General features: G+C 73.2%; 11 protein-coding genes and 1 pseudogene. 2 read left to right on the top strand and 10 right to left on the bottom strand.

The features are described 5' to 3' along the window. Nucleotides 1–113 precede the first annotated feature (113 nt). Nucleotides 114–1,751 (top strand): GH39 family glycosyl hydrolase, encoded by a 1,638-nt coding sequence (locus tag HHX31_RS07355; RefSeq protein ID WP_169946355.1) that lies wholly within the window; start codon nt 114–116, stop codon nt 1,749–1,751. A gap of 105 nt (nt 1,752–1,856) precedes the next feature. Here the strand turns inward: HHX31_RS07355 and HHX31_RS07350 are convergent, their stop codons facing one another. Both HHX31_RS07350 and HHX31_RS07345 read right to left on the bottom strand, forming a co-directional pair. Next, nucleotides 1,857–3,572, bottom strand: a complete 1,716-nt coding sequence (locus HHX31_RS07350) for a DEAD/DEAH box helicase (RefSeq protein WP_169946353.1) — start codon at nt 3,570–3,572, stop codon at nt 1,857–1,859. A 169-nt stretch (nt 3,573–3,741) separates the two neighbouring features. Next, nucleotides 3,742–5,241: a von Willebrand factor type A domain-containing protein gene (locus HHX31_RS07345; protein WP_249345690.1), complete on the bottom strand. Its 1,500-nt coding sequence runs from the start codon at nt 5,239–5,241 to the stop codon at nt 3,742–3,744. Nucleotides 5,242–5,418: 177 nt separating this feature from the next. Here HHX31_RS07345 and HHX31_RS07340 point away from each other — a divergent pair, with 177 nt between their 5' ends. Beyond that, nucleotides 5,419–6,594 carry an MFS transporter gene (locus HHX31_RS07340; RefSeq protein ID WP_169946351.1) on the top strand — a complete coding sequence of 392 codons (1,176 nt, stop codon included), beginning with the start codon at nt 5,419–5,421 and terminating at the stop codon, nt 6,592–6,594. Nucleotides 6,595–6,654: 60 nt separating this feature from the next. Here the strand turns inward: HHX31_RS07340 and HHX31_RS34165 are convergent. The 8 genes and pseudogenes from HHX31_RS34165 to HHX31_RS07305 all read right to left on the bottom strand — a co-directional run. Next, a pseudogene (locus HHX31_RS34165) lies at nt 6,655–7,860 on the bottom strand (acyltransferase family protein); the annotation flags it as partial. Between the two features lie 80 nt (nt 7,861–7,940). Continuing rightward, on the bottom strand, nt 7,941–10,652 hold the full coding sequence (locus HHX31_RS07335; protein WP_169946349.1) for a glycoside hydrolase family 3 N-terminal domain-containing protein: 2,712 nt from the start codon (nt 10,650–10,652) through the stop codon (nt 7,941–7,943). A gap of 147 nt (nt 10,653–10,799) precedes the next feature. Further along, on the bottom strand, nt 10,800–11,522 hold the full coding sequence (locus HHX31_RS07330; RefSeq protein ID WP_169946347.1) for an alpha/beta hydrolase: 723 nt from the start codon (nt 11,520–11,522) through the stop codon (nt 10,800–10,802). Nucleotides 11,523–11,594: 72 nt separating this feature from the next. Continuing rightward, complete coding sequence (locus HHX31_RS07325) at nt 11,595–12,341, bottom strand: copper homeostasis protein CutC (RefSeq protein ID WP_169946346.1); 747 nt, start codon at nt 12,339–12,341, stop codon at nt 11,595–11,597. Between the two features lie 25 nt (nt 12,342–12,366). After that, nucleotides 12,367–13,323 (bottom strand): asparaginase, encoded by a 957-nt coding sequence (locus HHX31_RS07320; RefSeq protein WP_169946344.1) that lies wholly within the window; start codon nt 13,321–13,323, stop codon nt 12,367–12,369. After that, entirely contained in the window at nt 13,310–14,143 is an 834-nt protein-coding gene (locus HHX31_RS07315; RefSeq protein WP_169946341.1) for an amino acid ABC transporter permease, read from the bottom strand. Before HHX31_RS07315 ends, HHX31_RS07320 begins: the two co-directional genes overlap by 14 nt. After that, a complete protein-coding gene (locus tag HHX31_RS07310) occupies nt 14,140–14,784 on the bottom strand; it encodes an amino acid ABC transporter permease (protein ID WP_169946339.1) in 645 nt (214 codons plus the stop codon). Before HHX31_RS07310 ends, HHX31_RS07315 begins: the two co-directional genes overlap by 4 nt. Further along, nucleotides 14,784–15,713, bottom strand: a complete 930-nt coding sequence (locus HHX31_RS07305) for a glutamate ABC transporter substrate-binding protein (protein ID WP_169946337.1) — start codon at nt 15,711–15,713, stop codon at nt 14,784–14,786. The genes HHX31_RS07310 and HHX31_RS07305 overlap by 1 nt, the downstream gene beginning before the upstream one ends. Nucleotide 15,714: the final 1 nt, after the last annotated feature.

The raw sequence follows: 15,714 nt of genomic DNA, 5'->3' as shown, positions 1-15,714 counted from the left end.
CGGCCGATTCCGGGCCGTTGACAGCGCAGTTTGCCCCATTTAGTGTCCTGGACACATCGAAGATGTTGCGAAATGTTTTCGAGCTACCGGACGATCGAGAGAGAAGTGAGCTCATGGCGGGCGACGGCGTGTTCGGCCCACGGCTGCGGATCGACGGAGAGCCGCGCGAAGAGAGCGCGTTCCCGCACCTGTGGACCGGGTGCGTCGGCGCGGGGCGGGCGAACGAGGCGTTGCGCGCGGACTGGCAGCGGCAGTTCGCCGAGGTCGTCGCCGCCTGCGGGTTCCGGTACGTCCGCTTCCACGGCCTCTTCCACGACGACATGTTCGTCTACCGGGAGAGCTACGGCGGCGGGTTCGGACCGGACGCGCCGCTCGCCTCGCCCGTCCACACGTTCAGCTACGTGGACAAGGTGTTCGACTTCATCCTCGACCAGGGTGTCCGCCCGTTCGTCGAGCTGGGCTTCATGCCGCGCGAGCTCGCGACGGTCACCGGCACGGTGTTCTGGTGGGGCGCGCACTGCAGCCCGCCCAAGGACATGGGGCGCTGGGTCGAACTGGTGAGCAGGACGGTCGAGCACTGGATCGGCCGGTACGGCCTCGACGAGGTGCGGGAGTGGCGGTTCGAGGTGTGGAACGAGCCGAACCTCGTCCCGCACTTCTGGACCGGGACGAAGACCGAATACTTCGAGCTCTACGAGCGGACCGTGCGGGCGATCAAGGACATCGACCCCGCGTTGAAGGTGGGAGGGCCCGCGACGAGCGTCTTCGTGCCCGACGACCGTTACAAGGGCGAGGTCGAGGACCGCTCCGCCACCCACGCGACGGCCGCGGCGACCGACGTGGACGCGCTCGACTGGCGGCCGGTGTGGATCGAGGACTTCCTCGCCTGGTGCGCCGCCCGCGACCTCCCGGTGGACTTCGTCTCGACCCACACCTACCCCACCGACTTCGCCTTCGCGGCCGACGGCGAGGCGGTGCAGATCACCCGGTACGCCGACGCGACGTTCGACGACCTGACCCTGCTCCGCGAGCTCGTGAAGAACAGCGCCTACCCCGATGCGGAGATCCACATCACGGAGTGGTCGACGTCGCCGTCATCGCGCGACTTCGTCCACGACACGCCGTTCGCGGCGGCCTACATCACCCGGGCCTACCTGCGCTGCGCCGCCCTCGCCGACTCGATCTCCTACTGGACCTTCACCGATGTGTTCGAGGAGGGCGGCGCCGGGATCGGGCCGTTCCACGGCGGGTTCGGCGTGGTGAACGAGTGGGGCGTGCCCAAGCCCACCTTCCACGCGTTCGCAATGCTGGCAGGGCTCGGCGACCGGCTGCTCCTCGCGACGCCCGACGGGGTCGTCACCCGTGACAGCCGCACCTCGGCCGTGTCGGCGGTGTTCTACAACTACCCCGAGGACATGGCCCTGCGCGGCCTCCCGGCGCAGACCTCCTATCCGGCGGTACGCGCGCTGGCCGAGGTGGGGCCGAGCCGGCGGATCCACCACTCGATCGGCGGGCTGGAACCGGGCGCCGCCTTCCTCGTCGAGATCGTGGACTGGGAGCACGGGAACGCCGCCGAGGCCTGGTATCGGCTCGGATCCCCTCTCAACCCGACCAGGGCCGAGAACGAGCACCTGCGCGGGGCCGCCGACTCGCTCCTCAGGTTCACCCTGACCGTGCCGGACACCGGTGTGCTCGATCTCGACGTCGAACTCGCGCCATGGGCCGTCATGTCGTTGCGGCAGGCGGTCTGAGGCCGCGTCCGCGCGGCCGTCCCAACCGGGACCGCATGGCCCCGGGAGGACGGCCGTACGCGGGAGCGGCGGCCGCCCGGCTCCGGCGGCGCGCCTCGGGGATGGTCAGCGACGGCCGCGCGGGGCGTCGTCGCGGTCCCTCCGCACGATCGGCCTCTTGCCCTTGATGGTGGTGCGGCGCAGCGCCGCGACCACCTCGTCCACGGCCCCGTCGGGGATCTCGACCAGGGTGAACCGGTCGGCGATCTCGATCGCCCCGATCTCCCGCCCGCTGACCCGGGTCTCCCCGGTGATCGCGCCGACGATGTCCTGGGGGCGCACGCCGGCGGTGCGGCCCGCGCCGACGAAGACGCGGCTCATCGGGCCGCCGGCGCGCCGCCCGCGCCGGTCGTCGCGGCCCTGCCTGTCGTCGCGCGGCCCGCGCTCGGGCCGCTGGGCGCGCGGCGCGATCTCGGGGATCTCCTCCTCGTCGGCGGCGGCGCCGGTGGACTCGTGCGCGAGCTTGACCGCCGCGAGCGCGATGGCGACCAGGTCGAACTCGTCGGCCAGCGTCTCCACCACCACGCGGAAGCGGTCGAGGTCGCCGTCCTCCATCAGGCTCTCCTGCAGCGCGGCGCGGGTCAGCTCCAGCCGCCGGGCGCGCAGGTCGGCGACCGTCGGCACCTTCTCGACCGCGATCCTGCTGCGGGTGACGCGCTCGATGGTCTTGAGCATCCGGTGCTCGCGCGGCTCGGCGAGCGTGATCGCGACGCCCTCGCGTCCGGCCCGGCCCACCCGGCCGATGCGGTGGACGTACGACTCCGGGGCGGACGGCACGTCGTAGTTGATGACGTGGGTGAGCTGCTCGATGTCGAGGCCGCGGGCGGCCACGTCGGTCGCGACGAGCAGGTCGGCGGTCCCGCTGCGCAGCCTGCTCATGACCCGGTCGCGCTGCTCCTGCCCCATGCCGCCGTGCAGGGCCTCGGCGCGGTAGCCCCGGCCGTTCATGGTCTCGGTGAGCTGGTCGACCTCCTCGCGGGTGCGGCAGAACACGATCGCCGCGGTGGGGGCCTCCACGTCGAGCACCCGGCCCAGCGCCGCCGGCTTGTAGGCCCGGGAGACGATGTAGGCGCTCTGCCGGATGAGCGGCGCCTCGCCGGCGGCGGGCGCCTCCCGCTCGATCCTGATCCGCACCGGCTCGCGCAGGTGGCGGCGGGCGATCCCGTCGATGCGCGGCGGCATGGTGGCGGAGAACAGCACGGTCTGCCGCTGCTCGGGGGTGTCCTGGAGGATCGCCTCGATGTCGTCGGCGAAGCCCATGTCGAGCATCTCGTCGGCCTCGTCGAGGACGACCATCCGCAGGCTCTTCAGTGGCAGGGTGCCCCTGCCGATGTGGTCGAGCGCCCGTCCAGGCGTGGCGACGACGACGTCCACGCCGCGCTCCAGCGCCCGCAACTGCCGCCCGATCGGCTGGCCGCCGTAGATGGGCAGCACCCGCGTGCCGAGGTCGCGGCCGTAGCGGTGCATGGCCTCCGAGACCTGGACGGCCAGCTCACGGGTCGGCACGAGCACGAGCCCGGCCGGCTCCACGCTTCCGCCCTCCTCGCCCAGCGGGTGGCCGCTGTGCAGCCGCTGGAGCATGGGCAGGGCGAACGCGGCCGTCTTGCCCGTGCCGGTCGCGGCCTGGCCGAGCAGGTCGCGGCCCTCCAGCAACGGCGGGATCGCCTCACGCTGGATCGGCGTGGGTTCCTCGTAGCCCAGGCCGGACAGGGCCTTCAGGAGCTCTGGGCCCAGTGCCAGGTCCGCGAATCCGGCTTCGTCGTCGATCTCGTTCACGGCCATGTCCTGCTCCTGGTCCTGCTCCTGGTCTCGCTCCTGACGGGGCGACTGTGCACGGGACGACCCTATGGTCTTTCCGCCCTTACCCCGAACGCCGCCCCCGGCACCCGGCCCGGTGCGCCCTGGGCTCCAGGGCGCACCGGGCCGCGCGCCGCCGTCCTCGTACGGGACGTCAGCCCAGGTCGCGGGTAGTGCGCAGCAGTGTGACCAGCTCGGTCACGGCCGGGTCATCGGTCCGCGCCGCCAGGCGGTCGGCCTGGTCGATCAGCTCGGCGAGGCTCCAGGTCCCGCCTTTCCCGGACCCCCGGCCGCGCAGATGCCCGGCGAGATCGGCGGCCACGGCGTCGACCTGGAGCCGGACGGAGGCGCTCCCCCACAGGGCCGGGGCCAGCGCGAACACGTCGACGCTCCGGTCCGCCTCGGACGGCCGGCGGGTGTCTGGGTCCAGCCAGCGCACGGTGGCGGTGGCGAGCCGGCCGTCCGCGCCCGGGCGCAGGCGTACCCGGTAGAGCGCTGTCACCGAGTGACCGGGACCGATCTCTCCGCCGTCCTTGCTGTCGTCACGGAAGTCCTCCGAGGCCAGCGCGCGGTCCTCGTAGCCGAGGAGCGAGTACGACTCGACCGCCGACGGGTTGAAGGAGACCTGCGCCTTGGCGTCCCGGGCGCGCACCTCCAGCGTGGTGGTGAGCCGTTCTGTGAAGGCCTTGCGCACCTCGTCCTCCGTGGAGACGTACACGGCCGCGCCGTCGCCCCTGTCCGCGAGCTGCTCCATGAGCTCGTCGCCGTACTCGCGGCCGACGCCCACGCACAGGAGGGTGATCTTCTTCCCCGCGTACTCGCTCACCCGGTCGAGGATCGCCCGCCAGGCGGTCTCGCCGGTGTTGGCCAGGCCGTCGGAGAGCAGGACGACGCGGTTGGTGACGTCCTCGCGGAAGGCGCCGGCCGCCAGGCGGAAGCCGGTCTCCAGGCCGTCCGACAGGTTGGTCGATCCGCCGGCGCCGAGCATGTCGACGGCCTCGTGCAGCTCGGACCGGTAGGTGACCGCCGTCGTCTCCGCGACCACGTGAGCCGTTTCGCGGAAGGACACGATGGACACCTGGTCGCCGGGCACGAGCTGGTCGACGAGCGTGTGCAGCGCCCGGCGCACGAGGTCGAGCCTGCCCGGCTCGGCCATCGACCCGGAGACGTCGACCACGAATGTCAGGCTGACGGGCCGCCGCACCGCCGCGTCCGGCTCGCGGGTCTGCAGGCCGACGCGGAGCAGCGCCGCCTGTTCCCCGGGCAGCCTGGCCCCGTCGAGGTGGACGGCGAAGCCGTCGCCGTCCGGCTCCGCGTAGTCCTGGCGGAAGGCGTTGACGAACTCCTCCGTACGCACCTGCCCCGGTTCCGGCAGGCGCCCCTCCCGCAGGGCACGGCGGGCGTAGCCGTAGGAGGCCGTGTCGACGTCGAGGGCGAAGGTCGAGGGCTCCTCCGCGCGGTGCTCGCCCTCTTCCCTGTCGAGTGAGGGCATCTCCGCGCCGGTGTCGTCGTGCCGGGCCGAGTCCGGGAATCCCCGGGGAGCGGCCGGCGCTCTCGCCCCGGCGTCCGGCGCGACCGGCCCGACGGCACAGGCGGTGGCGAACAGCAGGGCGATCATGGTCAGAACCGCGAGGATCGGGCTGGACTTCTTCATGGGCGCCTCCGAGGTAGGTCCACCCTCTGGGACGGACCACGGACGGCCGTGCGCCGCCTCGGTCATCCAAGTGAGGGCGAACCGTTCCCCGCTCGTGATCATCGAGGCCCGGTACGTCACCCCTGCCTCAGGGGTCACACTCCCGGAGCCGTCCCAGGAGGACATACCGTGTTGGTCGTGGATCTTCGGGAGCTGAAACGGGCCAGATTCGCGGTGTCGGTCGTCTTCGCCCTGCACGGGGCCGTGACCGGCGGCTTCGCCTCCCGCATCCCCTGGATCCAGGACCACGTCGGGGCCGGGCCCGGCGCCCTCGGGCTCGCCCTGCTCGCGCCCGCCGCCGGCTCGATCCTCGCGATGCCGACCGCGGGCCGCCTCACGCACCGCTTCGGCGGGCGGGCCGTGACGCGCGTCTCCATCGGCCTGTGGTGCCTGGTCCTCGTCCTGCCCCCGCTGGCTCCGGATCTCCCCCTGCTGTTCGCGGCGCTCCTGGTGTACGGCGCGGTGGCGGGCGTGGCCGACGTCGCGATGAACGCCCAGGGGGTGGTGGCCGAGCAGCGGCTCGGCCGGTCGATCATGTCCGGGCTGCACGGGACGTGGAGTCTGGGCACGCTGGCGGGCGGCGCGGTGGGCACGCTGGCCGCGAGCGCGGGCGTCGACGCCCGGCTCCATCTCGCCGGGGCCGCGGTCGTGCTGTTCCTCGTGGCCCTGGCCGTGGGGCCGCTGCTGCTCGACGTGCGGGCGGCCGGGGACGAGCCGGCGCCGCCCCACTTCGTGCTGCCGTCACGTGGGGTGCTGCTCATCGGGCTGGTGGGCTTCTGCGCGGTGTTCGGCGAGGGCGCCGCCCAGGACTGGTGCGCCGTCTATCTCCGCGAGGTCGCCGGCGCGTCCCAGGCGGTGGGCGCCGCGGCGTACACGGCCTTCGCCTGCATGATGGCCGTGGGGCGGTTCTGCGGCGACGCGGTGGTGCGGCGGCTGGGTCCTGTCGCGACCGTGCGCGGCGGCGCGGCGCTGGCGTCGCTCGGCGGGCTGCTCGTCGTGGTCTCCCGCACCCCGGTGCCGGCCACGGCCGGGTTCATGCTGATCGGCGTCGGGATCGCGGTGGTCGTCCCGCTGGTGTTCGCGGCGGCGGGAAACGCCGCCGCCTCACCGAGCGAGGGCGTCGCCGGAGCGGCCACCGTCAGCTACACGTCGGGTTTCTTCGCGCCGGGCGCGATCGGCGCGATCGCCGCCCAGGCCGGGCTCCCCGCCTCGTTCGCGCTGGTCACCGCCTTGCTGCTGGCGATCCTGCTGGGCGCGGGCAGGCTCGGGCCCCCGGCCGGGCGGGCGCGAGGACATGGCGTGCGCCGCACGTGACAGGCGGCGGCCCAGGGACTGGGCCGGACGCTCCACGAACCGGTGGGTCAGCGCGGCGCAGGCGAGCACCACCGCCAGCAGCAGGACGCCCATGGCCAGCCGTTCCACCAGGGAGAACCGGCCCGGGTCCATGGTGAGCCGCCTGAGCACCTGCACGGCGAGCGGATGCAGCAGGTAGACGGAGTAGCTGACCAGGCCGAGCCACACGAGGACGCGGGGCATCGGCCTGCTCCGCAGGAGACGGGCGGCCAGGAACGTCGCCCACGCCGCGGCGACGGCGGTGGACCAGCCCCGGGTGAACGCCAGCGCCTGGTCGCCGGGCATGCCCCAGCCGGGGCCGAACGCCCACGCGGCCGCGACGGACGCGAACGGCACGCAGGCCAGCGCCCAGGTCGTCCCCCTGCGACGCCGCCCCTGGTCGAGCCGGTAGAGCACGGTGCCGGCGAACATCGTGGCGAGGATGGCGAGACTCTGCCACGCCCCGATGCGGCTGTTGACGCCGAGCAGCACGAGAGCCAGCACGGCCGCCCCCACGGTGCCGAACACCCGCGCCCGGCCGCCCGCCGCGACCGACACGGCCGCCGCGAGCAGGACGACCACCGTGATCACCACGACCTGGGCGGTGCCCGCGCCGCGCGACAGCGCGCCCGCGGGCAGCAGGCCCCCCACGGTGACGGCCGCCACGGCGAAGCCGAGCATGCCGGTCGTGCTCGCGCGGTGCGCGCCGGCCACGAACATCGCCGTCACGAGCAGGTAGAAGACCATCTCGTACGACAGCGTCCAGAAGACGTTGACGACGCCGTCCACCTGGAGGAAGTCCTGCAGCATCGTCAGGTGCGCGAGGAGCGCGGTGCCCGGGTCGTCCGCCACCCTGGGCGGCAGCCGGGAGTACACGCCCACGACGGCGAACACCGTGCCCGCCGCCGCCGCGACCAGCCACAGGGGATAGAGGCGGAAGACGCGGTTGATCCAGAACCCGCCGACGCTGCCGCGCCGCTCCAGCGAGACCGGCACCACGTATCCGCTGACGAGGAAGAACACCAGCACGCCGTACTGGCCGAAGTTGAACCACGGGCTGACGCCGGCGCGCACCTCGGGGAACAGCGCGTCCAGGCAGTGCTCGAACACCACGACGACCGCGGCGAGGCCGCGCAGCGCGTCCAGCCACCCCTGCCGCGGCGCCGGGGACGACGGCCGGGGCCGGGCGGGAGGTGGAGCCTCCTGCCCGATCTCGCTCCGGCGCCTTTCCACAACATCGACGGACATCCGGTCAGGCTACTGTGTCAATCTTGGAAAATCGTGAGCGCCCCCTGGACCGCACGGCCTCAGGGGGCGCTCACGTGCCGCTATGTCAGGTCCGCGCAGTTTCGGGCGTCGGTGTCCCCGGCCGCGCCCGGCACCCACCGGACGTTCGCGAACGAGGCGGAGAACGCGCCGTCGGTGTAGACGAGGAACGGCGTGTTGACGTTCTCGAAGTCCAGGTTAGGCGAGAAGCAGGACACCGGGATCTTGACGGTCGCCTTCGTGCCCACGGGCAGCCCCTGGAACAGCGACGTCGCCACGACCTCGGCGAGGCACGGGTAGACGCAGTGCGCGCTGATCACCGTGCGGGCCGCCGGCGGCTGGTGGACGATCGTGTCGAAGACCAGCGCCGCGCCGGCGTTCAGGTAGCCGCGCAGGTCGCTGCCGCCCGCGGGGTCCTGCATGTAGAGCTGCGCCGCCCCCGCGCCGTTCCAGGTCGCCTTCAGCCCGTCGCCCTGCACGGTGACGTCCGACGGGACGACCGCGATCTCCGCGTGCGCCGCCTCGCCGTCAACGCCGATCTCCGTGCCGCCCCAGTTCTCGGCCGAGCCGATGTAGCTCCTGTACGGCGCCACGTCCTGACGGTTGTAGACCTCCAGGTCCTCCGTCGCGGTGCCGCCGCCGCCCGTGCCGGAGCAGCCAGGCCCGGGCGAGGTCTCGTCGAGCGCGCCGACCGCCCCGGTCTGCCCGTAACGCAGGCCGTAGCCCAGCGGGAAGAGCGGGTCGTAGCCCTCCTGCCCGGGATTCAGCGGCGTCTGGCAGGCGCTCCTCGGCCACGAGTACGACAGCGTGCCCGTGTAGCCGGGGCCGCTGTCACGGCTCCTGACCAGCAGGTCGGCCACACCGCCGCCCTCGGTGCCGGGCAGCCAGGCGACCACGAACGCGTCCGACCGGTTGAGCTCCTTGTTCACGTGCAGCGGGCGGCCCGTGACGTAGACGGTGACGACCGGCGCGCCCTTGCCGGACACCTTGTCGAGCACCGCGAGGTCGCCGGGGTAGAGGACGGCGGCCTCCAGCGAACGGCGGGCGAGGTCGCCCACGCCCTCGGCGTACGGCGTCTCGCCGATCACGGCGATCACCGCGTCGTACGCGCCGGGGTCCACGCCGTCGGCCGTCTCGCTGAAGGTCACCTGGTCCGCGCCGAGGACCTCCCGCAGGCCGCCCAGGATGGTCGTGCCGTTCGGGAAGTCGGCGTTGGTGTTGCCCGTGCCCTGCCAGGTGAGGGTCCAGCCGCCGGCCTGGTTCTGCATGCTGTCGGCGCTCTTGCCGACCACCAGCACCTTCGACCGGGGGGACAGCGGGAGGACCTTGCGGTCGTTCTTCAGCAGGACCTGCGACTCCCGCACCGCCTTCCTGGCCAGCGCCCGCGCCTGCAGGGCCTTCGCCGAGCCCGCGCCGGGGCGCGCGGAGGGCTTGGGCGCGTCGAACAGGCCCGCCCGCAGCTTCACCCGCAGGATGCGCGTCACGGCGTCGTCGATCCGGGACCTCGGGATCTCCCCCGCCTCGACCTGGGCGATCGTGGTGGAGACGAACGCCTTCCAGTCGTTGGGCACCATCACCACGTCGATGCCGGCGTTGATCGCCCGGGCGCAGTTCGAGTTCGTGCAGCCGGCGACCTGACCGATGCCGTTCCAGTCGGCGACGACCACGCCGTCGAAGCCCATCTTCCGCTTGAGCACCTCGGTGAGCAGTTTCTCGCTGCCGTGCACCTTGCCCTCGGTGATGCCGAGGTCCTCGTTGGTCCAGCTGTTGAAGGACGCCATGACGGTCTGCGCCCCGGCGGCGAGCGCGCCGTAGTAGCCCTGGCCGTGGATGTCGACCATGTCGGCCTCGGACGAGGGGTTGACCCCCTGGTCCTGCCCCTTGAGCGTGCCGCCGTCGCCGATGAAGTGCTTGGCCGTCGCGATCACGCCCCGCTCGCCCAGCCCGCGTGGGCCGCCGCCCTGGAGGCCGCGCACGACCTCGTAGCCGTACGCGCGGGTGACGCGGGGGTCCTCAGAGTAGCCCTCGTACGTGCGGCCCCAGCGGTCGTCCCTGACGACGGCGAGGGTCGGCGCGAAGGCCCAGTCCTGCCCGGTCGCCCTGACCTGCGCGGCGGTGGCGGCGCCGATGTCGCGCAGCAGGCAGGGGTCGTGCGCGGCGCCGAGGCCGATGTTGTGCGGGAAGAGCGTCGCGCCGTAGACGTTGTTGTTGCCGTGCACGGCGTCGATCCCCCAGATGACCGGGATCCTGGTCCTGGTGTTCACCGACGCCTGCCAGTACGCGTCGGCGAGGGCGAGCCAGTCCCGCGGGGAGGCGTGCTTGTCGCGGCCCGGCCAGGATCCGCCGCCGTTGAGCACGGAGCCGATGCCGTACTGCCCGACCTCCTCCGGAGTGATCGCGGAGATCTCCGGCTGGGTCATCTGGCCCACCTTCTCGGCCAGGGTCATCCCCGCGACGATCCCGGCGACGCGCTTCTCGTCGGCCGGGTTCCGCTTGATCTCGCTCTTGACGGTCGGCCAGTCGGGCAGCGGGGGCAGGCGCTTCTCGATGCGCGCGCAGCCGTGGTCCATGGCCGGCTTGCCGATCACCGGCCGGGCCTCGGGCTTCCCTGTGGGCTTTCCTGAAGGCTTTTCTGTGGGCTTTTCTGTGGGCTTTCCTGGGGGCTTCTCCGACGGCCCGCCGGGAGGCGCCGCCGCGACGGCGCCCGGCAGCAGGGCGACGCAGGCCAGGGCGGCGAGGACGCGCCTGGGCGATCGGGTGATGACTCTGCGCATGAACGTCCGTTCTCGATGGGCCACCAGGACCAGTTCGGGTGTTACGGGCGTGTTGCGCAGATCGTCACCCCGTAAGGCCCATCGGTCAAGAGAGCGCTCTCCAGCCGGGCGACCCGAAGGCGCGTGCGCGCGCGGGCACGGGCACGGTCAGTGCGACGAGCCTCCGATCCACCAGCGGACGGCCGCGGCCACTGTCTGCGGCGGCACCTGGTGCCCCCCGCGGAACTCCTCGTACGTCACCTCGTAGCCGCTCTCCCGCAACTCGGGGACGAGCCGCCTGCCGCACCGGTCGACGGGCAGCACCCGGTCGGAGACGCCGTGCGAGACGAAGATCCGGGGACGGCCGTGCCTGATCATCGGCGCCATGAAGCCCGGCGAGAACGCCAGCACGGCCTGGAACAGATCGCCGTTGGCCAGCCCAAGCGACAGGGCGTAGGACGCGCCGTCGGAGAAGCCGGCCACGGCCACCGCGCCGACGCCGCCGGCCGCCATGGAGAACGCCTCCTCAAGGGCGGCGTCGATCCTGGAGACGTCCGCGCCGTAGCCGCCGACGATGACGTCCCAGGTGGTGGAGACGGCCTGGGGCGCGAGCAGCAGCACGCCGAGGTCCCCCGCCTGGGGAAGCAGCCACTCCAGGGCCTGCTCCGCCGTGCCGCCCGCGCCGTGCAGCACGACGGCGAGCGGGCAGGGCCCGCCGGCCGCCGGGGCGGCCGGCACGTGGAACAGGGCACGTCCGCCCAGGCGGTGCAGCCCCGGTTCGAGCGGCACGGCGTGCTGAGGCGTCACGTCGACGGGACGAGCGGACAGGCGGCCGTGTCGCACGCCCTCCTCGGGCCCCGGATGGGGCCGGCTCCGCTCCGGCGTGGCCATCGGCCTCACCTCCCGCCCTCGGGTCTACCCCTCCTGGCGGCCGGTCATCGCGATCCCCGCGGCCCGGGGTCCTCACCCGCGGGTGGCGGCGATCACCTCCGCGACCAGGGCCGGCGAGGTGACCCTGCGGACGTACTCGGGCTGGCGCAGTTCGCCGCCCATGAAGGGGTGCGGGTTGCGGTGCACGGCAGGGCTCGGCTCGTCCACGAGGGCGGCGAAGTGGATCTCCCTGGCCCCGGTCGCCTCCACCACCCGGCTCACGTTGCGCGGGGTGATGCCGCCGCCGGGCATGACGACGATCCGGTCGCCCGCCCGCCGGACGAGCTCGGCGATCAGCGGCGCGCCCTCCAGGGCGGAGCAGTCCTGGCCGGAGGTGAGCACCCGGTCGACCCCCAGGCCGGCCAGCGTCTCCAGCGCGGCGAACGGGTCGGCCGTCATGTCGAAGGCCCGGTGGAAGGTGACCGGGAGCCCTCCCGCCGCGTCGATCAGGCGCTTGGACACCTCGGTGTCCACCTCTCCCGCCGGGGTGAGCGCCCCGATCACGATCCCCTGCGCCCCGGCGTCGCGCATCGCGGCCACGTCGCGGGCCATCGCCGCCACCTCGTGCTCGTCGTAGACGAAGTCGCCGCCGCGCGGCCGGACGATCACGTGGACCCGGATCGCCGAGACCGCCGCCAGCGTGGCCTCGACCATGCCCAGGGTGGGCGTCAGGCCGCCCTCGAACAACGCGGCGCACAACTCGACGCGGTGCGCGCCCGCGCGCTCGGCGGCCAGCGCCCCGGCCGTGCTGTCGATGCAGATCTCGTACGTCAGGCTCATCTCTTCCCCACTGAAAGGCCGTCCATCAGAAAACAGCGCTGATCTCACCGACCGGGACGCCTCCGCCCAGGACCGGAACGGTCGTGAACTCGGCCGCCGCCGAGACGTCCGCGCCCGCGGCGCGCAGCGCGGCGAGCGCGACAGCGGTCGTCGCGCGGGGGCCGCCGTCGATGGCCTTGACGGCCGCCGCGTGCCCGGAGGCGAGCGCCACGACCAGCACCCCCTCGGCGCCGCCCTTCACCACGGCGCCGGGCAGCGCCCGCATTAGCCGGGTGTTCACGTGGCCGGTCCCGCCGACGTACTCGGGGTGGGCCCGCATGGCGTCGGCGACCGCGCGCGGCGGCGTCCCCGGCGCGGAGACCACCAGGGCGCGCACGGCGCGGGCCAGGCCCGTCAGCGAGATCCCGAACAGCGGGGCGCCGCACCCGTCGACGGCGACGTGGGCGGCCTTCTCCCCCGACAGGTCCTCCACCACCGACCTGACCCGCTCCTGCACGAAGTGGCCGGGGTCGAGATAGCCCGTGGTGGGCGCGCCCGCGGCCACGGCGGCGGCGAGCATCGCGGCGTGCTTGCCCGAGCAGTTCATCCGCTCGCGCGCCGGCCCGAGGCCCGCCCTGACCAGCGCCTGCCTGGCGGTCTCGTTCTCCGGCCAGTCGGGCGGGCAGCACAGGTCGCCGAAGCCGAGCCCGGCGCCGGCGAGGATGTCGGCCACGAGCCGCACGTGGAAGTCCTCCCCCGTGTGGCTGCCCGCGGCGATCGCGAGCGCGGGGCCCTGCAGGTGGGCCCCGGCGAGCAGGCAGGCGAGCGCCTGGAACGGCTTGGCCGACGAGCGCGGCAGCACCGGCGCGTGCACCGGGCCGCGCGCGACGGCGATCTCGCCACCGGCCGAGAGCGCGACCGCGCTGCCGAAGTGGACGCTCTCCACGAAACCGGACCGCACGACCTCCGCGAGCGGGGCGTGTTCAGCTTCAGCGAGGGACACGAGTGATCTTCCTCCTGCGCGGCCCGCCCCCGCCCGCGACGGAGCGGTCGAGGGAACGGGCGAGCGCGGACAGCGACGCGTTGACCACCAGGTAGACCAGCGCGACGACGATGTACGTCTGGATGAGCAGGCCGTTGTAGTTGGCCAGGACCTTGCCGCTGTAGAGCAGCTCGGCGTAGCTGACGACGAAGCCCAGCGAGGTGTCCTTCAGCAGGCCCACCGACTGGCTGACGATCGACGGCAGCACCCTTCTGGCCGCCTGCGGCAGCACGACCAGCCGCATGGACTGCCCGTGGGTGAGCCCGAGTGCGAGGGCGGCCTCTCCCTGCCCCCGCTCGATGGACAGGATCCCGGCCCGGAAGACCTCGGCGAACAGCGCCGCGTTGGACACCGACAGCGGCACCACGAGCTTCCAGAACAGCGGCAGGTCCAGGCCGTACCTCGGCAGCGCGAACAGCACGAGGTAGACCAGCAGCAGCGCCGGGATCGTCCGCACGGCCTCGACGTACGCGGCGGCCGGCAGGCGGATCGCCCGGCGCCGCGACAGCCGTCCGAGCGCGAGGACGAGCCCGCCCGCCATCGAGAGCGCGGCGGACACGACGGCGGCCAGGGCGGTGGACCACAGCCCGCCGAGCAGGTAGCGCCACATCGGCCAGGTCGCGTACGGCTGCCAGCGCTCGGCGGCGAGCTGCCCGTTGGCGGCGAACTGGCGCACGGCCAGGGCCACCAGGGCGAGCAGCACCAGCACGCCCGCGACGGTGGCGAGGCGGATGCGGCGGCGGGCGCGCGGGCCCGGCTCGTCGAACAGCAGGCCGCTCATCGCGCCACCGCCAGTCGTCGTTCGATCCGCCCGGTCACGAACCCGGCGCAGGCGGCGACCGCCGCGTACGCGAGGCCCGCCCCCACGAAGATCGGGATGGGCTGGGCCTCCAGCAGGTTCACCCGGTTGGCGGCGGCGGTCAGCTCGACCACTCCGACGGCCGCGGCGAGCGAGGTGTTCATGGTGAGCGCGATGAAGATGTTGCCGAGCGGCTGCACGACCGTGCTCAGCGCCTGCGGCAGCACGACGTGGCGCAGCGACTGGCCGAACGTCAGTCCGAGCGCCCGGGCGGCCTCGCCCTGGCCCGCGGAGATCGCGTTGACGCCGGAGCGGAGCGCCTCGGCGATGTAGGCGCCCTCGTACAGGGCGATCACCACGATGGCCGTGGTGGTCAGGCCGGCCTTGAGCCCGATCTCGGGCAGGCCGAAGACCGCGAGCACGAGCAGCACGAGCAGCGGGAGGTTCTGCAGGGTCTCGACGTAGACGGTCGCGACCGCGCGCAGCACCGGGACCGGCCCGACCCGCATCGCCACGATCACGAGCCCCACGGCCGCGGCGCCGAGGAACGACGCCGCGGTCATCTGGAGGGTGACGACCAGCCCCTGCCAGAACTCGGGCAGGTGATCAAGCAGCGCCGACATCAGGAGCCCGGGACCGACCCGATCTCGGGCGGCGTCGGGGCCTCGCCCTGCACGACGCTGCCGAGGGAGTTCTTCCAGATGCCCTGCCAGACCCCGTTGGCCTGGATCTTCTTCAGCCAGTCGTTGACGAAGGACTTGAACTGGTCGTCACCGTGCTTGAGGCCGATGCCGTACGGGTCCTCGGTGAACGGCGTGCCCACGACCTGCAGTTCGGGGTCCTTCTTGGCGTCGGCGACGAGCAGCGTCTCGTCCTGGACGTAGGCGACGCCGCGGTCCTGCTTGAGCGCCTGGACGCACTCGGGGTCGCCGCCGAAGGTGATGATCTTCGCCTGCGGCGCGAGCTTCTGGATCACGGGGATCGCGGGGGTGTTGGCCCCGGCGATGACGGTCTTGCCGTTCAGGTCCTGCGGCGTGGAGATCCCCGTCGTGCCCTTCTTGACCGCGATGGACAGGCCCGAGGAGTAGTACGGCCCGGCGAAGGCGACCTGCTCGGCCCGCTCCGGGGTGATCGTGTAGGTCTGGAAGACCACGTCCACGGTGCCGTTGGCCAGCAGCGCCTCGCGGGTCTCGGACGCCGAGTTGACGATCTTCACCTTCGGCTGCCCGATGATGTACTTGGCCAGCGCCTTGCCGAGGTCGGCGTCGAAGCCCTCCACCTCGCCGGTGGCGGGGTTCTGCTGGGACAGCAGCGGCGCGTCGAGCGAGCCGCCGACGATCAGCTCGCCGCGCTGCTTGATCTTCTCCATCGTCGAGCCCGGCAGGATGTCCGCGGCGGCGGCCACCGGCGCGCCGGCGAGCACGCCGCCCCCGCCGCCCTCGCCCGGGGCCGCGCCCGGCACGGCGGAGCTCGCCGAGTCCGTCCCGGCACAGGCCGTCAGGCCGGCCATCGCCACAGCGGCGACAACCGCCACCCGCTTAATGGACACCATC

Source organism: Microbispora sp. H11081 (genome assembly GCF_012999535.1).
Lineage (GTDB): Bacteria > Actinomycetota > Actinomycetes > Streptosporangiales > Streptosporangiaceae > Microbispora.
The sequence above is the reverse complement of the archived record's forward strand: the minus strand, read 5'-3'. Positions and strand labels throughout refer to the sequence as shown.